General features: G+C 55.1%; 18 protein-coding genes. 4 read left to right on the forward strand and 14 right to left on the reverse strand.

What is annotated here, in order from left to right; all coding sequences use genetic code 11:
* Positions 1 to 4 precede the first annotated feature (4 nt).
* Positions 5 to 919 (forward strand): histone deacetylase family protein, encoded by a 915-nt coding sequence (locus OUO13_RS08495; RefSeq protein WP_283173441.1) that lies wholly within the window; start codon positions 5 to 7, stop codon positions 917 to 919.
* A gap of 37 nt (positions 920 to 956) precedes the next feature.
* On the opposite strand, the gene OUO13_RS08500 is transcribed toward OUO13_RS08495, so the two are convergent.
* From OUO13_RS08500 to rsmG, 13 genes are all read right to left on the reverse strand, one after another.
* Positions 957 to 1556, reverse strand: coding sequence for an outer membrane protein (locus OUO13_RS08500; protein ID WP_283173442.1), 600 nt, complete (start codon positions 1554 to 1556; stop codon positions 957 to 959).
* A gap of 91 nt (positions 1557 to 1647) precedes the next feature.
* The gene (locus tag OUO13_RS08505) at positions 1648 to 2076 is read right to left on the reverse strand and encodes a F0F1 ATP synthase subunit epsilon (protein WP_283173443.1); all 429 of its coding nucleotides are present in this window, start codon (positions 2074 to 2076) and stop codon (positions 1648 to 1650) included.
* A 51-nt stretch (positions 2077 to 2127) separates the two neighbouring features.
* A complete protein-coding gene (gene atpD / locus OUO13_RS08510; protein WP_283173444.1) occupies positions 2128 to 3522 on the reverse strand; it encodes a F0F1 ATP synthase subunit beta in 1395 nt (464 codons plus the stop codon).
* Between the two features lie 40 nt (positions 3523 to 3562).
* Positions 3563 to 4423 carry a F0F1 ATP synthase subunit gamma gene (gene atpG, locus OUO13_RS08515; RefSeq protein ID WP_283173445.1) on the reverse strand — a complete coding sequence of 287 codons (861 nt, stop codon included), beginning with the start codon at positions 4421 to 4423 and terminating at the stop codon, positions 3563 to 3565.
* 61 nt (positions 4424 to 4484) lie between these two features.
* Complete coding sequence (gene atpA, locus OUO13_RS08520; protein WP_283173446.1) at positions 4485 to 6023, reverse strand: F0F1 ATP synthase subunit alpha; 1539 nt, start codon at positions 6021 to 6023, stop codon at positions 4485 to 4487.
* Positions 6024 to 6038: 15 nt separating this feature from the next.
* Positions 6039 to 6575 carry a F0F1 ATP synthase subunit delta gene (locus OUO13_RS08525; RefSeq protein WP_283173447.1) on the reverse strand — a complete coding sequence of 179 codons (537 nt, stop codon included), beginning with the start codon at positions 6573 to 6575 and terminating at the stop codon, positions 6039 to 6041.
* Between the two features lie 11 nt (positions 6576 to 6586).
* Positions 6587 to 7057 carry a F0F1 ATP synthase subunit B gene (locus tag OUO13_RS08530; protein WP_283173448.1) on the reverse strand — a complete coding sequence of 157 codons (471 nt, stop codon included), beginning with the start codon at positions 7055 to 7057 and terminating at the stop codon, positions 6587 to 6589.
* Positions 7058 to 7115: 58 nt separating this feature from the next.
* On the reverse strand, positions 7116 to 7343 hold the full coding sequence (gene atpE / locus OUO13_RS08535; protein ID WP_283173449.1) for a F0F1 ATP synthase subunit C: 228 nt from the start codon (positions 7341 to 7343) through the stop codon (positions 7116 to 7118).
* A 51-nt stretch (positions 7344 to 7394) separates the two neighbouring features.
* Positions 7395 to 8306 carry a F0F1 ATP synthase subunit A gene (gene atpB, locus OUO13_RS08540; RefSeq protein ID WP_283173450.1) on the reverse strand — a complete coding sequence of 304 codons (912 nt, stop codon included), beginning with the start codon at positions 8304 to 8306 and terminating at the stop codon, positions 7395 to 7397.
* 25 nt (positions 8307 to 8331) lie between these two features.
* Complete coding sequence (locus OUO13_RS08545; protein ID WP_283173451.1) at positions 8332 to 8736, reverse strand: ATP synthase subunit I; 405 nt, start codon at positions 8734 to 8736, stop codon at positions 8332 to 8334.
* 230 nt (positions 8737 to 8966) lie between these two features.
* Positions 8967 to 9893, reverse strand: coding sequence for a ParB/RepB/Spo0J family partition protein (locus OUO13_RS08550; RefSeq protein WP_283173452.1), 927 nt, complete (start codon positions 9891 to 9893; stop codon positions 8967 to 8969).
* A complete protein-coding gene (locus OUO13_RS08555) occupies positions 9890 to 10690 on the reverse strand; it encodes a ParA family protein (protein ID WP_283173453.1) in 801 nt (266 codons plus the stop codon). The genes OUO13_RS08550 and OUO13_RS08555 overlap by 4 nt, the downstream gene beginning before the upstream one ends.
* A 46-nt stretch (positions 10691 to 10736) precedes the next feature.
* Entirely contained in the window at positions 10737 to 11390 is a 654-nt protein-coding gene (rsmG, locus tag OUO13_RS08560) for a 16S rRNA (guanine(527)-N(7))-methyltransferase RsmG (protein WP_283173454.1), read from the reverse strand.
* 340 nt (positions 11391 to 11730) lie between these two features.
* On the opposite strand from rsmG, the gene OUO13_RS08565 reads away from it, so the two are divergent.
* Genes OUO13_RS08565 through OUO13_RS08575 form a run of 3 tightly spaced genes read left to right on the forward strand, consistent with a single transcriptional unit; the run spans position 11731 to position 14092 of the window.
* Positions 11731 to 12090, forward strand: a complete 360-nt coding sequence (locus OUO13_RS08565) for a PepSY domain-containing protein (RefSeq protein ID WP_283173455.1) — start codon at positions 11731 to 11733, stop codon at positions 12088 to 12090.
* A complete protein-coding gene (locus OUO13_RS08570; RefSeq protein ID WP_283173456.1) occupies positions 12087 to 12752 on the forward strand; it encodes a response regulator transcription factor in 666 nt (221 codons plus the stop codon). The genes OUO13_RS08565 and OUO13_RS08570 overlap by 4 nt, the downstream gene beginning before the upstream one ends.
* Complete coding sequence (locus OUO13_RS08575; protein ID WP_283173457.1) at positions 12749 to 14092, forward strand: sensor histidine kinase; 1344 nt, start codon at positions 12749 to 12751, stop codon at positions 14090 to 14092. The genes OUO13_RS08570 and OUO13_RS08575 overlap by 4 nt, the downstream gene beginning before the upstream one ends.
* Positions 14093 to 14099: 7 nt before the next feature.
* Here the strand turns inward: OUO13_RS08575 and OUO13_RS08580 are convergent, their stop codons facing one another.
* Entirely contained in the window at positions 14100 to 15953 is a 1854-nt protein-coding gene (locus OUO13_RS08580; protein WP_283173458.1) for a lipoprotein N-acyltransferase Lnb domain-containing protein, read from the reverse strand.
* Positions 15954 to 16037: the final 84 nt, after the last annotated feature.

Below are 16037 nucleotides of genomic sequence, written 5' to 3' on the forward strand. Positions count from 1 at the left end.
CGCCATGACTTTGCCTCTGGTATACCATCCGAACTATTCCTGCCCGTTCCCCGAGCAGCACCGCTTCGTGATGTCAAAATTCGTACGCCTGTTCGGTATTGCCGAACGTAACGGCTGGATTGGTAATAACCTGTTTCAGCCCCAACCGGCCAGCCCGGAAACCCTGGCAATTGCCCACGATCCGGTCTATCTGCACGAACTGATTCATAATCAGGTAGAAGCGCGAGCATGGCGTCGACTGGGCTTACCCTGGAGTCAGGGCCTGGTCGATCGAACCCTCACATCCCCTAACGGCACCCTGCTGACTGCCCGTCTGGCCCTGCAATACGGCATGGCCAGCCACCTCGCCGGCGGTACTCATCATGCACACCGCGATTTTGCATCAGGTTTCTGCCTGCTGAATGATCTGGCCTTTACTGCCCTCAGCCTGCTGGCCAGTGGTGAAGTAAAAAAGGTACTGATATTTGATCTCGACGTGCATCAGGGTGACGGCACCGCTGCCATTCTTGAGCACGAGCCACGTGCCTTTACCTGCTCCATCCACTGCGAAAAAAACTTTCCGTTTCGTAAAAGCCGCAGTGATCTGGATGTTGGTCTTGATCCGGGCATGACCGATCAGGCCTATCTGGATGTCGTCGAAACCACACTGGTGCAATTGCTCGACGAGCAACAACCGGATCTGGTGCTGTATGACGCCGGAGTGGATGTCTGGAGTGGAGATGTGCTGGGGTTGCTGGAAATCAGCCTGTTTGGCATCCAGCAGCGGGATGAACTGGTATTAACGGAATGTCTGAAGCGCCATATTCCGGTACTGACCGTGATTGGTGGCGGTTACGATGCCGATCATCAACGGCTGGCCGAGCGCCATGCCAGCATCGTCAACACCGCCTGGGATCTGTTCCCACGTTATCTGGGATAACCGGCAGCAAGCACCCGCTTGCTGCCGTATTGCTGCATCAGAAGTAATAACGCAAACCAGCACCAATAATGGAAACGCTGGTATTCAGATCCAGATCGTAATAACCGAGGTTGGAGTTGTAACGCTGGATGGTTTCCCAGGCAATCGCGCGGTACTTCCAGGTAGCGTCCAGCATCAGATGGTCTGCCACTTCAAATTGCAGGCCTGCCAGCAGGTTCAGGGAAATACCACTCAGGTCGCTGCCGTCGTCATCCTGTACGCTGTCATTGTTATAAAGACCCAGACCAGCCCCCAGGAACGGGGTGAATTGGCCGCGCTTGATCAGCCAATGGGCATCCAGATCAAAGCCGTTGTAGTTTTCACTGCTGTAATGGTCGTAATCCGCCTTGATCACCGAACGGGTCAGCTCCACACGAGCATTATGACGGAACTGGTAACCAACCTTCAGACCAAAAGAACTGGCGGTCAAACCCTCATCGTCATAAGCGCGACGACCATCGTACCAGGCCGTGGCTTCTGCTTCTTTGTTACCCGCTCCCAGCAAGCCGAGATCCCCCCCCACATACCAGTCACCGGCATGACTGAACGGTGCCGCAATCACCAGAGCCAGCGGCAACAGCGCATTTTTGATGAACATACTGGAATTTCCTTGCATAGATTTACATTCCCCCAGGCAAAAAAAAACCTGTCCATAGGACAGGTTTTTTCGGCGATCTGCTGCAACAAACTTAGTGTTTGCCCAGTTTCTCACGAATTTGCTGAATGGTACGCAGTTGGGCTGCGGCTTCAGCCAGCTGAGACAGAGCGCGAGAGTAATCAAAGTCTGCACCTTGATTCAGAATCGCCTGTTCAGCGTGTTTCTTGGCTTCCAGAGCTGCTGCTTCATCCAGATCGTTTGCACGAACTGCAGTGTCAGCCAGCACAGTAACCGCATTGGGCTGTACTTCCAGATAGCCGCCAGAGACGTAAATGATCTCTTCAGAACCGCCTTGTTTAACAATGCGGACTGGACCTGGCTTCAGCGGGGTCAGCAGTGCAGCATGGCCAGGTTCAACACCCAGGTCACCGATTGCACCAGACGCTACAACGCGCTCAACCAGACCGGAGAAGAGATTTTCTTCGGCACTGACGATATCGCAATGGACGGTAATCGCCATAATCTATCCCTCAGTTGAGGAGGCACGGGTTATTACCCGTGCCAGCCCGAATTACATGTTTTTGGCTTTTTCGACGGCTTCGTCGATAGTACCAACCATGTAGAACGCCTGTTCTGGCAGATCGTCGTAGTCACCGCCCAGAATGCCCTTGAAGCCACGGATGGTTTCTTTCAGGGACACGTACTTGCCTGGAGCGCCAGTGAACACTTCGGCTACGTGGAACGGCTGGGACAGGAAACGTTCGATCTTACGAGCACGAGCAACCAGCTGCTTGTCTTCGTCTGACAGTTCGTCCATACCCAGAATCGCGATGATGTCTTTCAGCTCTTTGTAGCGCTGCAGAACACCCTGAACGCCACGAGCGATGTCGTAGTGTTCGTTACCGATTACCAGTGGATCCAGCTGACGAGAGGTGGAATCCAGTGGGTCGATCGCTGGGTAAATACCTTTGGCCGCGATGTCACGGGACAGTACTACAGTAGAGTCCAAGTGCGCGAAGGTGGTAGCTGGAGACGGGTCAGTCAAGTCGTCCGCAGGTACGTAAACGGCCTGGATAGAAGTAATGGAGCCAGTCTTGGTGGAGGTAATACGCTCCTGCAGAACACCCATTTCTTCAGCCAGAGTCGGCTGGTAACCTACTGCAGAAGGCATACGGCCCAGCAGTGCGGATACTTCAGTTCCCGCCAGGGTGTAACGGTAGATGTTGTCAACGAACAACAGTACGTCACGACCTTCGTCACGGAACTTCTCGGCCATGGTCAGACCGGTCAGAGCTACACGCAGACGGTTGCCTGGTGGCTCGTTCATCTGGCCGTAAACCATCGCTACTTTGGACTGAGCCTTGTCGTCCAGACGAACAACGCCGGATTCAGCCATTTCGTAGTAGAAGTCGTTACCTTCACGGGTACGCTCACCAACACCAGCGAATACAGACAAACCGGAGTGTGCCTTCGCGATGTTGTTGATCAGTTCCATCATGTTTACGGTTTTACCTACACCGGCACCACCGAACAGACCTACTTTACCACCCTTGGCGAACGGGCATACCAGGTCGATAACCTTGATACCGGTTTCCAGCAGGGCAGTGGAACTTGCTTGTTCGTCGAAAGTTGGCGCAGGACGGTGAATGGCATAACGCTCTTTCTCACCGATTGGGCCACATTCGTCGATTGGACGACCCAGTACGTCCATGATACGACCCAGAGTTTCAGTACCAACTGGTACAGAAATAGGGGCGCCAGAGTTAGTCACATTCAGGCCGCGTTTCAGACCTTCAGTGGAGCCCATCGCAATGGTACGTACCACGCCGTCGCCCAGCTGCTGCTGAACTTCGAGGGTTGTAGCAGTACCATCTACGCTCAGGGCGTCGTAGACCTTAGGCACCACGTCGCGTGGGAATTCCACGTCGATAACGGCGCCGATGATCTGTACGATACGTCCGCTCATATTCGGTTCCTCTTAACTTAAAAACCTTTCGTTACCCGGCTTATACAGCCGCGGCACCGCTAACGATTTCGGAAATTTCCTGGGTGATCGCAGCCTGACGAGCCTTGTTGTACAACAAATTCAGCTCTTTGATCATGGTGCCGGCGTTATCGGTGGCGTTTTTCATTGCCAGCATACGCGCGGCCTGCTCACAGGCGTTGTTTTCGACCACACCCTGATATACCTGAGACTCTACGTAACGAACGAGCAGACCTTCGAGGATTTCCTTCGCATCCGGCTCGTAAATGTAGTCCCAGTGACCTTTCAGAGAATCGTCCTGTTCTGCCTTCAGCGGCAACAATTGTTCCGCAACAGGCTGTTGGGTCATGGTGTTCACAAAGCGGTTGTGCATGATGTACAGACGGTCGATTTTTCCGGAATCGAACGCATCCAGCATCACTTTCACCGATCCGATCAGGCTGGCCAGTTCTGGCGCATCACCCAGGTGGGTTTTGGATGCAACCAGGTTGCCGCCGAAAGAGCTGAAGAACAGGCGCGCTTTGGCACCCACAGCACAGAAGTCAACTTCCACGCCTTTTTCTTTCCACTCTTTGGCTTGCAGTGCAACACGTTTGAACAGGTTGTTGTTCAAACCGCCACACAGGCCACGGTCGGAAGACACCACGATGTAGCCAACACGCTTGACGTCGCGGTCTTGCAGATAACGATGGCGATATTCAGATGTCGCATTAGCCAGATGGCCGATCACAGCGCGGATTTTATCCGCGTAAGGACGGCTGTGCTCCATGCGCAGCTGAGCGCGACGCATCTTACTTACAGCAACTTTTTCCATTGCTGAAGTAATTTTCTGCGTGCTTTTCACACTCGCAATCTGCTCTTTAATCTCTTTTCCGACTGCCATAATGAAGCTGCCTTAACGTTGAGTGAATCCACGCCGGTACCCGTGGGCACCGGCACCGGACTTACCAGGTCTGGGAGGCCTTGAACTTCTCAATGCACTCTTTCAGACCGGCTTCGATCTCGCCATTGTAGTCACCCTTGACGTTGATCTTGGCCATCAGCTCAGAGTACTGGCTGTTGGCGAAGCTCAGCAGAGCGGCTTCAAATGGACGGATCTTGCTCACTTCAACGCCTTTCAGGTAGCCTTCGTTAGCAGCGAAGATCACCAGACCCATTTCAGCGGTAGACATCGGAGCGTACTGACCTTGCTTCATCAGCTCGGTTACTGCACGGCCGTGTTCCAGCTGGTTACGGGTAGCTTCATCCAGGTCAGAAGCAAACTGGGCGAACGCTGCCAGTTCACGGTACTGAGCCAGAGCCAGACGGATACCACCGCCCAGTTTCTTGATGATCTTGGTCTGCGCTGCACCACCTACACGGGATACAGAGATACCGGCGTTCATCGCTGGACGTACGCCAGAGTTGAACAGACTGGTTTCCAGGAAGATCTGACCGTCAGTAATGGAAATTACGTTGGTCGGAACGAACGCAGAAACGTCACCACCCTGGGTTTCGATGATTGGCAGAGCGGTCAGAGAACCGGTCTTGCCTTCTACACCGCTTACAGACTTCACGTAGTCAGCGTTTACGCGGCAAGCGCGTTCCAGCAGACGTGAGTGCAGGTAGAATACGTCACCTGGGTAAGCTTCACGGCCTGGTGGACGCTTCAGCAGCAGGGAGATCTGACGGTAAGCCCAAGCTTGCTTGGTCAGGTCGTCATAAATGATCAGGGCGTCTTCACCGTTATCCAGGAAGTATTCACCCATGGCACAACCGGAGTACGGAGCCAGGAACTGCATCGCAGCTGGGTCGGCAGCGCCGGCAGCAACGATGATGGTGTGTTCCATTGCACCGTGTTCTTCCAGCTTGCGCACTACGTTAGCGATAGAAGATTGCTTCTGACCGATAGCAACGTAGATACACTTGATGCCAGAACCTTTCTGGTTGATGATCGCGTCAACAGCCAGAGCAGTTTTACCAGTCTGACGGTCACCGATGATCAGCTCACGCTGACCACGACCAACTGGAACCATGGAGTCAACGGCCTTGTAACCGGTTGGCAGAGGCTGGTCTACAGACTTACGAGCAATTACGCCAGGAGCTACGCGCTCAACAGGTGCAAAAGTGTTGGTCTCGATTGGGCCTTTGCCGTCGATCGGGTTACCCAGAGCGTCAACTACACGACCCAGCAGAGCCTTGCCAGTTGGAACTTCCAGAATGCGGCTGGTGCACTTGGCGGTTTGACCTTCGGCCAGACCCTTGTAGTCACCCAGAATTACCGCACCAACGGAGTCACGTTCCAGGTTCATCGCCAGACCGTAAACGCCGCCTTCAAATTCAATCATTTCACCGTACATGGCATCAGCCAGACCGTGAATACGAACGATACCATCGGATACGGATACGATGGTGCCCTCGTTCTGGGCTTGTGAAGTCACATCAAGATTTTCGATGCGTTTTTTGATGACTTCACTGATCTCGGATGGATTCAGTTGCTGCATGCATCGTCCCTCAAATTAGGATTTCATCGCTTCGGCTAACTTGGACAGCTTGCCAGTGATAGAGCCATCAATTACCAGGTCACCAGCACGGATGATTGCGCCGCCGATGAGAGACTCATCAACTTCGCTGGTCATGCGTACTTCGCAGTTCAGTTTGGCTTGGAGAGCTTTTGCCAGTTTCGCAGTCTGATCCTCGCTCAGTGCAAACGCGGACGTTACAACAACGTCAACGGTGTTTTGCATCTGGGCTTTGAGGTCTTCATACAGAGCTGCAATTTCAGGCAACAGCGGCAGGCGCTTGTTCTCAGCCAGAATGCTTACCAGGTTTTTGGCTGCTTCGTTCAGCTTGTCGCCACATACGTCAATCAGGGCACGTGCTTGCTGGGCGCTGCTCAGGGAAGGGTGCACCAGCACCTTTGCCATGCTGGCATCAGCCGAAACGGCTGCCAGAGTGGCCAGGCTGGATGACCATGCATCCAGACTGTTCTGTTCCTGAGCATCAGCAAACACTGCCTTTGCGTATGGCCGAGCGAGAGTAGTTAATTCAGCCATGGCAACCCCGCTTAAAGCTCGTCAGCAAGTTTATTCAGAAGTTCAGCGTGTGCTGCTGCGTCCACTGACTTGCCGAGGATTTTCGCTGCACCGGTAACGGCCAGCTCAGAAACCTGCTTGCGCAGGGCTTCTTTAGCGCGGTTAACCTCTTGCTCAATCTCGGATTGAGCAGCGGCTTTCAGGCGTTCACCTTCAGCGCGAGCGGTTTCTTTCGCTTCGTCGATGATTTGGTTAGCACGCTTGTTAGCCTGTTCGATGATTTCGGCAGCTTTTTCCTTGCTTTCACGCAGTTGGGAAGCGGCTTTTTCTTTAGCCAGTTCCAGGTCGCGTTCGGCACGGTTGGCTGCGTCCAGACCATCGGCAATCTTCTTTTCACGCTCGTGCATGGCACCCAGCAGGTGGGGCCATACGAATTTCATGCAGAACCACACGAAAATCGCGAAAGTGATGATTTGGCCGATAAGAGTCGCGTTAATGTTCACGCCAGGGCCCTCGTGTTCGTTGGTAAAGGAAGTTCGTTAAAAAAGGAACTAACCCTTATTAGGCAGCGAACATCAGGTACAGACCCAGACCAACACCGATCATTGGAACGGCGTCGAGCAGACCAGCGATCAGGAACATTTTACCCTGCAGCATTGGGCCCAGCTCTGGTTGACGAGCAGTACCTTCCAGCAGACGACCACCCAGCAGACCGAAGCCAACAGCAGTACCCAGAGCACCCAGACCGATCATCAGAGCAGCAGCCAGGAATACCAGACCTTGTTCCATAGTATTTCTCCAAATAGTAGTTAAGTGAGTTAGTGAGTTAATGGTTAAAAATTAATGATCTTCGTGAGCCATGCTCAGATACACGATGGTCAACATCATGAAAATGAAGGCTTGCAGAGTGATCACCAGAATGTGGAAGACAGCCCATGCCCATTGCAGAACGCCACCCAGCAGACCCAGTACGGCGCCAGCGGAGAACATCAGGGCAATCAGGATGAAGATCATTTCGCCGGCGTACATGTTACCGAACAGTCGCAGAGCCAGAGAGATTGGCTTGGCGATCAGGGCAACAGACTCGAGGAACAGGTTGATCGGTACAAAAATCGCCTGCAGAACAGGGTTTTTGACCTTGAACGGCTGCAGACACAGCTCACCAGCGAAACCACCGATACCTTTTACCTTGATGGAGTAGAAAATCATCATGGCGAATACGGTCAGGGACATGCCCAGAGTGATGTTTACGTCGGTGGATGGTACGACTTTCATGTAGTGAACGCCGAACAGACCGAAGATTGAAGGCAGTACGTCTACCGGGATCAAGTCCATGAAGTTCATCATGAAAACCCAGCAGAAAATAGTCAGGGACAGCGGAGCAACCAGTGGGTTACGGCCGTGGAATGCTTCTTTAACGGTGTTGTCGATGAACTCAACGATCATCTCAACGAAGTTTTGCATACCGGTAGGAACGCCAGTGGTGGCGCGCTTGGCAGCAGAACGGAAGATCCACATGATCAGCAGACCCAGACCGATAGACCAGCCCAGAGAGTCAACGTGAACAGCTGAGAAGCCCATATCGGCGGCTTCTGCCTTGCTGTGTGCCATTGTCCAGGTGTCAGTAGTGAGTTCTTTTTCTACCACCGCGCCATCATGGCCAACTTCGTGACGAACATAACCGGCAGGCAGTTTGCCGAAGGTAAGGTTGGTCAGGTGGTGCGAGATATACTCTTGGGAGTTTCCAGCCATCGTTTACTCTCAATCCGTAGGTGTTTTATAAATTAACGACTTTTGCTGACGCCACGTGGCTCAGCTGCACTGTTATAAATCCGGCAAACAATGCAAGTACATTCAGGGGCTCCACGCGCTGGAAGATGGCTATGAAACACAGCGCTGTGAGCACAAATTTCCAGGATTCACCCTGGTAGAAGGACTGGACCACAAGATGTGCGGAACGGGCGCCTGAGTAGCGGAATGCACGCCAAATGAAGTAGGCATTGGGTACAGCGCACGTAAGGCCTCCCAGAAATGCCGATTTGGCGGCTACATCGCTGTGTAACCAGGCGACCAGTGCAGAAATCAGTGTCAGTGCCAGCTGCATGATGACAATTCGATAAGCTGGAGGGCGCGGAACAGTAGACAACCCGACCTCGATATATTCGATTTCTGCTTTGGCCAATCCAAAAGCGCCGTGATTATATGGGCAAGGTATCAGGTGTTCAACTCATAACGGTTCCAATTCGTCATAAATTGGTCGTAGTGCTTTCGGGGAACGCAAGTCGCTTGACAGGGATCAGTTTTTTGCGATTTTGGCGACTAATCGGCTGAGAAACCGCATGAAGTCAGAAGATTCGTCGGCCTGCACCATTTTGGACACAGGCCTTCGGGAGTAGAAAGGTTAATTCCGGCTTATTGAATGTGGCCCAGAATGCCGTCCAGTTCGTCCAGGCTGGAATAATTGATGACGAGTTTTCCTTTACCACCACTGCCGTGCTGGATTGCAACTTTCGCTCCCAGACGATCACCCAACACCCGCTCAAGACGCTGGATATCCGGATCAACCGGTGTTTTTACCGGCTTGGTTTCATCCTGTTTCTGCTCGTGTTGACGCACCAGTGCTTCGGTCTGGCGTACGGTCATGCCTTTGGCGACAACCTGTACCGCAGCGTCACTCTGGGCCTGACCGTCGAGGCCGAGCAGGGCGCGGGCATGGCCCATTTCGATATCGCCGTTCTCGAGCAGGCGTTTGACATCGCCATTAAGATTCATCAGACGCAGCAGGTTGGCCACGGTTGTCCGGTTTTTGCCAACCGCAGCGGCAACTTCCTGCTGGGTCAGTTCAAACTCGGTCTGCAGTCGGTGCAGGGCAATCGCCTCTTCCATCGGATTAAGGTCTTCGCGCTGGATGTTCTCGATCAGCGCCATGGCAATTGCGGCTTCGTCAGCGACGTTACGGATCAATACCGGAATCGGATCAAGACCCGCCAGACGTGATGCGCGCCAGCGGCGTTCACCAGCGATGATTTCGTAACGATCTTCTGAACCCGCCAGCAAACGCACCACAATCGGCTGCATCAGTCCCTGGACACGAATCGACTCAGCCAGTTCCTCCAGCGCTTCCGGCTGAATATCACGACGCGGCTGATATTGGCCTGGCTGAATGTGATCCAGCGGCAAACGGGTCAGATCACGCTCAGCCGCCGGTGTCGCACCCAGCGCTGCAGGCTCGTCACTGCGTTCGCTGTCGAATTCTTCACCTTCGGCCATGGCAGCCTGGGAAGCTGCCAGCAGGGCATCAAGTCCGCGGCCCAGTCCGCGTTTACGTTTCGTGTTCAAACCTGTTCTCTCACTTTGTCTGCACCACGACGGCTGCGATGGCGACGATTCATTTCACCGGCCAGAGCCAGATACGCCAGCGCACCACGGGAAGTGCGGTCATATACCAGTGCCGGAACGCCGTGACTTGGCGCTTCAGCAAGGCGAATATTGCGTGGAATGACGGTGTCGTAGAGCTTGTCACCAAAGTGTTCGGTGAGCTGGGCTGAGACGTCATTGGTCAGGCCGGCGCGCGGGTCATACATGGTGCGCAGCAGGCCTTCGATTTGCAGATCCGGATTATAGGCTTCACGGATCGATTCGACGGTTTCCATCAGGGCACTCAGGCCTTCCAGCGCAAAGTATTCACATTGCATCGGGATGAACACCGCTTCCGATGCCACCATGGCATTGACGGTGAGCATGCTCAGTGATGGTGGGCAGTCGATCAGAATATAGTCATACCGGTCGGATACTTCCGCCAGCGCACGCTTGAGGCGCAACTCGCGGCCAATCACATTGATCAGCTCAACTTCGGCAGCGGTCAGGTCGGCATTGGCAGGCAGCAGGTCATAACCCGCTTCCGGACATTTGACGATGGCTTCTTCAGTACTGCACTTGCGAGTCAGCACCTCGTAAAGGGATTTTTCGAGGTGGTACTTGTCGACACCACTGCCGGTGGTGGCGTTGCCTTGCGGATCAAGGTCCAGCAGCAACACCTTGCGGCGGGTAGCAGCCAGCGATGCGGCCAGGTTTACTGCGGTGGTGGTTTTGCCCACCCCGCCTTTCTGATTGGTGATCGCCAGTATCATCGTCATGACGGTTACTCGAATCGGATTACGGAAAAAACAGGGTATCGGCTCATCATGAGCCAATCACCAGTCGCAGCAGGTGGCGTTGCCCCTCAACACCCGGAACTTCCAGTTCCAGACTGCTTTGCAGCTGGATATCCGCTGGCAGGGCATCCAGCTCATCCTGCGGAAACTGGCCTTTCATGGCGAGAAAACAACCACCATCTGCCAGCAGGTGACGGCACCACTGCACCATGTCCTGCAACGAGGCAAAAGCACGGCTGGTGATCATGTCAAACGGCTGGGGAGGCTCATATGCCTCAACCCGGCCATTCACAATGGTCACGTTGTCCAGCTTCAGGGCTGTTTTGGCCTGAAACAGGAAACGGGTTTTCTTGCCATTACTGTCGAGCAGGGTGAACTTCCGCTCAGGGTGCATGATCGCCAGTACCACCCCCGGCAGTCCCGGGCCTGTGCCCACATCAATGATGTGCTGGGCAGTGCCGAGATGTTGGCTGATCGCCAGACTGTCGAGCAGGTGCAGGTTGACCATCTCGTCGGTATTACGGATGGCGGTCAGATTATAGGCACGGTTCCACTTGGCCAGCAGGCCCAGATACAGCATCAGATTACGCAGCTGTTCGCTGGTCAGGGTCAGGCCAAGGCGTTCGGCGCCCTGTTGCAATTTGCCCGTCAGGCGGGCATCTCCGGCAACGGCTTCCGGCATGTCGCTTCAGACCTCATATGAGTCGGATTCAATAGGGCGGCGGATACTAGCACATTTCCAACCAACCACAGGCAGGCTGTCCGTATTCTTGCCCTCTGGCAAGCCGCTTTCAACCTTTGATGCGGCAAAAAGCCGGTTGTTCGGCGCCTCTGTGCGCTGAATCCGGGGTTTAAGGCAGAATTAAGACAGTCCCGACCATACTGGTTGCCACATCCCGTCACAGAATTCGCAAGACCCTGCCATACTGGCCGGGCCTGAACCGGAATGGCCACCACTCATGGGGATTCTGACCAGAGCCTGTCCGGGTGGTCCCGGCATTCCGTACTGAGGAGGTATTCGTATGAACATCCGTCGGTTATTGGCAGTCGTGCTCACTGCCCTGATGACCATTTCCAGCGTGTCGGTGCAGGCATCAGAAACTCCCGATCCACGTCAGATCAAACGCTGGGTCGACGATGGCACCATCCTGCCGCTCGACGAAGTCCTGCGCCGCCAGAAACTGCCGGGGCGAGTACTGGACGTGGATCTTGAATATGAAGATGACGTGCTGGTGTACGAAGTCAAATGGCTGGATGACAGCGGCCATCGTCACAAACTGTTTCTGGATGCCCGCACCGGCCAGCGCATCGACTGGCGTCACCGCGAGCATGATCACGAACATAAACGCGACAACAACGGCGAGAGGCGCCCACAACCATGAAATTGCTGCTGGTAGAAGACAATCTGTTACTGGCAGATCAGCTCAAACCCTTGTTGACCAAAGCCGGTTATGCGGTTGAACACGCTGATAATGGCATTGATGCCCAATTTATGGGTGAACAGGAAAATTTTGACCTGATCGTGCTGGATCTGGGTCTGCCCGGTCGTAATGGTCTGGAGGTGCTGCGCAACTGGCGCCAGCAAGGGCGTCGGATGCCGGTACTGATCCTGACCGCCCGTGACGCCTGGCATGAACGGGTGGATGGCCTCAAGGCCGGTGCTGACGACTATCTCGGCAAACCCTTCCACAGCGAGGAATTGCTGGCGCGCCTGCAAGCCATCAGCCGGCGCAGCGCTGGTCAGGCCAATAACCAGTTGCAATGGCAGGGCGTCACCCTTGATATCGACAGCCAGACAGCCACCACCAGCAATGGCGACAGCATCAGTCTGACTGCCATTGAATACCGCCTGCTGCATTGCCTGATGCAGGAACCGGCACGTATTCACTCCAAAACCAGCCTCAGCGAGCGTATGTACGAAGAAGACCAGCTGCGCGACAGCAACGTCATCGAGGTATACATCAATCGCCTGCGCCAGTACTTCGGCAAGGACTTTATTGAAACCCGTCGTGGCCAGGGTTATCGGCTGCGGCCTGCGCCATGAGTTCAATCCAGCGCCAACTGCGCCAACAACTGTTGTTAACGCTGATTCTGGTACTCGGCGGTACGCTGGTATTGCTCGATTACGGCGTCCGCCAGCTGACCGAACACTACATCATGACCCGTCTGGAGCATGACACCGACAGCCTGCTGACCGCTCTGGAAATTGAAAACGGCAAACCGGTATTACCAATCGAACGCCAGGCCTCTATTTACCAGCGCGCCTACTCTGGCCATTACTTCATGATTCTCAGTGATGCCGGCAACCTGTTCAGCCGCTCCCTATGGGATCTGGATATTCAGGCCCCACCATTGCCACCCGGCCTGGATTTGCATGGCCAGATGCCGGGCCCCGATAACCAGAGCTGGTTATGGCACGCCCTCGGGGTCGAACTGGACGATGACAACGGCAACAACATCAAACTGACGATCTGGGTTGCCGAAGACATCAGCCCGCTACGCGGTGAAATGCGCACCTTCCGGATGGCTGCGCTGGGATTACTGGTGTTGGCGTTACTGGTGCTGTTATACGGCCAGCGCAGGGCACTGATCACAGCCTTTACACGCCTCGATCCGTTACAACAACAGCTGCGCGCCATGCGTTATGGCGAACTCAACCTGGATATTGAACAGGTTCCGGATGAAGTACGGCCTCTGGTCGAAGAAATCCGCCATTTGCTGGGCCTGCTGGAGCAACGGGTCAGTCGCTCCCGCAATGCCCTTGGCAATCTGGCTCATGACATGAAACGGCCTCTGCAACAGCTCAACCTGCTGGCACCGGAGTTACCGGACCAGACCGGCAAACAGTTTCAGCATGCCATTAATGAACTGCAACGAATGGTTGAACGAGAATTGCGGCGAGCGCGTATTGTCGGGGTTTCGTCACCGGGCCGTCAGACCCGCCTGAGTGAGGAATTACCACCCCTGCTGGACGTATTGAGCCGGATTTATCCGCAACACTCGCTCAAGGCCGATTACCCGGCGGACAGCAGTTTGCCGCAAGACCGCGACGATATGCTGGAGTTACTGGGCAACCTGCTCGATAACGCCTGTAAATACGGTCACCAGCAGGTGCAGCTGAGCGTCAGCCGGGAGCAAGCCGACAGCTGGACGATCCGGGTTGAAGATGATGGCCCCGGCATTCCAGCAGAGCAGACCCAACATCTGTTACAACGAGGAACCCGTCTCGATGAATCCGGCAGCGGCTCCGGCCTTGGCCTCGCCATCTGCCAGGATATCGTCAACAGCTATGGCGGCCGCCTGCAGTTATATCCAGCCAGCCGTGGCCAGGGATTGATGGTCGAGGTCTGGCTACCCGACCAGCCCACCGTCAGCCACTCATAACAGGGCCTTAGTAATACCAGCGCCATTGCAGCTGCACATCGGTGCGCTGCAACTCGGCCGAACGCCACTGATCAGCCTCCAGCAGCAGCGCATGTTGCGGGCTGAAGGTCAGGGTCTGGCTGAAACCGGTCTGTTGCAGCAGCTCCTGCTGCAAACGCCAGCGCGGCTTCCAGAACAGGCGGGTCTTGAGTCCTTCAGCCCAGTAAAAGTAAGTACCTACTTCGGGTGCAACCCAGCCATAACGCTCTGCCGGGCGCAAATCCGTGCCCACGCCAAGCAGACCATAAGCCGTCCAGGAGTCGTTCAGAGCCAGCCCCAGACCACCCGCTGTTTGCAGCTGGAAAGCGCTGTGGGTGTCGAGTTTTTCATCCACCACCGGTTCAATCCCCAGCGCCAGACGGCCCGACCAGCCTCCGGTCAGGGACTCATACGGCGTCATGCCAGCGGCGGAGAAAATCTGCAAACGATGCAGGCGCACTTCACCGGTGTCACTGACCTTGAGAGTCGGTGCCATCACTTGCAGCTCATATTCGGTGAAGTTGTGGCGGTAATCGTCGGTCAGCTGATGGCCGGCCGGAACCCAGTTCAGCAGCATCCAGGAACGCTGATCTTCCTGACGGACACCAAAACTCATCTGGGCATCCAGCGGATTCAGCATCGGGCGGCGATAAGCAGCATCGGCTTCCGGGTCGGCCAAGTCAGCGCGCTCCGGCAAACGCTGCAGGCCTTGCTGCCATTCCACTTCCGAGATCAGGCCGGTTTCATAACGCCAGTCCTGATAATGCAGCGCCAGCTGCTGTATCTTGCGCTGTTGCTCATCGTCGGCCAGCGTTACAGGTTCCGTCGGCACCGGTGTTTCCGGATCAAGCAGTGCCAGTGCCGCCTCACGACCATCCGAACCCAGCTCATACGAGAGTCGACGGGTCTGCCAGCGGGATGCCAGATCAATCCGAGTACCACTGACAATGCCGCGCTGCTCAACAATCCGGGCTACATCCAGCGGGCTGACCCAACCCACATCCTGATTGATATCCGGGTAGGCCAGCGCCAGCAGGTCCAGCGCCATGGTGGCGCAATTGAGGGTATCGAACTGGTAAAGGATGTCGAACTGCTTCAGTTCCCAGACATGCGCCTGCAGCAGCTGACGCTGGTCGGCGTCCATACGAATATCGTAACGCCATACCGGACGCTGGTATTCCAGCAGGTAGTAGCGATAGTGAGCACTCAGTGACTGCACAATAAAGAAACCATCCTTGCCAGCAATGATGGTCTGATAGAACAGTGACACCGGGTTATAGGTATCAATTTCAGTGAAGAAGGTAACGGCGTAAGCGGCCGGGTTGCCGTCGCCATTGGTGCCCGACAGCGCCAGCATGCCGTGCCCCATCATACTGGTGGTTTCCGTCAGGTATTCGGTGGCGTACACCACACTGACGGTATCGGCCGGAATCTTGCGGGTAAAGGCCTCAAAATCGGCACACGCAGGGCGTGCCGGTACCCGCACACCGGCTTGCTGCAGGAACAGATGACGGGCCGGAAAGCGGCAGATGTTGTTGGCATCCCGTTCAAACAGGGTTCGGGTCAGTGCCATTTCCCGCTCCGGTGAATAATCCGGTAACGACAGCAGGAATTGCGGATTTTCGATCTGCAAACGCCCTTGCTGGATATGCAACAACGCCAGCCAGCGCGCCCGCACATCGGCATCGGCCAACAGCTCCTGCGCCTCCGCCTGATAGGCATCCGCCAATGGCGGCATAACCGCCGGTTCATCGGCACGCACTTGCAATACCAGCAGCCAGCCCATAACAACCAGCACCAGGCCAGCACTCCAGCGTTGTGCCCGGTTACCCTGTGAACGCATAAAACTCCACCACATCAGAACTGTTTTCTTCGAGCGCATCAGAAATGCATAAAAAAGGAAGCCCGCAGGCTTCCTGTTATTCGA

This window comes from Parathalassolituus penaei, from assembly GCF_026626885.1.
GTDB classification, from domain to species: domain Bacteria; phylum Pseudomonadota; class Gammaproteobacteria; order Pseudomonadales; family Oceanobacteraceae; genus Oceanobacter; species Oceanobacter penaei.

Bases quoted from the DNA above. Each gene is read 5' to 3' on its own strand.
- OUO13_RS08575 (WP_283173457.1), top strand. From the start codon at position 12,749: ATGAGTTCAATCCAGCGCCAACTGCGCCAACAACTGTTGTTAACGCTG.
- OUO13_RS08495 (WP_283173441.1), top strand. From the start codon at position 5: ATGACTTTGCCTCTGGTATACCATCCGAACTATTCCTGCCCGTTCCCC.
- atpA (WP_283173446.1), bottom strand. From the start codon at position 6,023: ATGCAGCAACTGAATCCATCCGAGATCAGTGAAGTCATCAAAAAACGC.
- OUO13_RS08565 (WP_283173455.1), top strand. From the start codon at position 11,731: ATGAACATCCGTCGGTTATTGGCAGTCGTGCTCACTGCCCTGATGACC.
- OUO13_RS08555 (WP_283173453.1), bottom strand. From the start codon at position 10,690: ATGACGATGATACTGGCGATCACCAATCAGAAAGGCGGGGTGGGCAAA.
- OUO13_RS08580 (WP_283173458.1), bottom strand. From the start codon at position 15,953: ATGCGTTCACAGGGTAACCGGGCACAACGCTGGAGTGCTGGCCTGGTG.
- atpG (WP_283173445.1), bottom strand. From the start codon at position 4,423: ATGGCAGTCGGAAAAGAGATTAAAGAGCAGATTGCGAGTGTGAAAAGC.
- atpD (WP_283173444.1), bottom strand. From the start codon at position 3,522: ATGAGCGGACGTATCGTACAGATCATCGGCGCCGTTATCGACGTGGAA.
- OUO13_RS08505 (WP_283173443.1), bottom strand. From the start codon at position 2,076: ATGGCGATTACCGTCCATTGCGATATCGTCAGTGCCGAAGAAAATCTC.
- OUO13_RS08570 (WP_283173456.1), top strand. From the start codon at position 12,087: ATGAAATTGCTGCTGGTAGAAGACAATCTGTTACTGGCAGATCAGCTC.
- atpE (WP_283173449.1), bottom strand. From the start codon at position 7,343: ATGGAACAAGGTCTGGTATTCCTGGCTGCTGCTCTGATGATCGGTCTG.
- rsmG (WP_283173454.1), bottom strand. From the start codon at position 11,390: ATGCCGGAAGCCGTTGCCGGAGATGCCCGCCTGACGGGCAAATTGCAA.
- OUO13_RS08525 (WP_283173447.1), bottom strand. From the start codon at position 6,575: ATGGCTGAATTAACTACTCTCGCTCGGCCATACGCAAAGGCAGTGTTT.
- atpB (WP_283173450.1), bottom strand. From the start codon at position 8,306: ATGGCTGGAAACTCCCAAGAGTATATCTCGCACCACCTGACCAACCTT.
- OUO13_RS08500 (WP_283173442.1), bottom strand. From the start codon at position 1,556: ATGTTCATCAAAAATGCGCTGTTGCCGCTGGCTCTGGTGATTGCGGCA.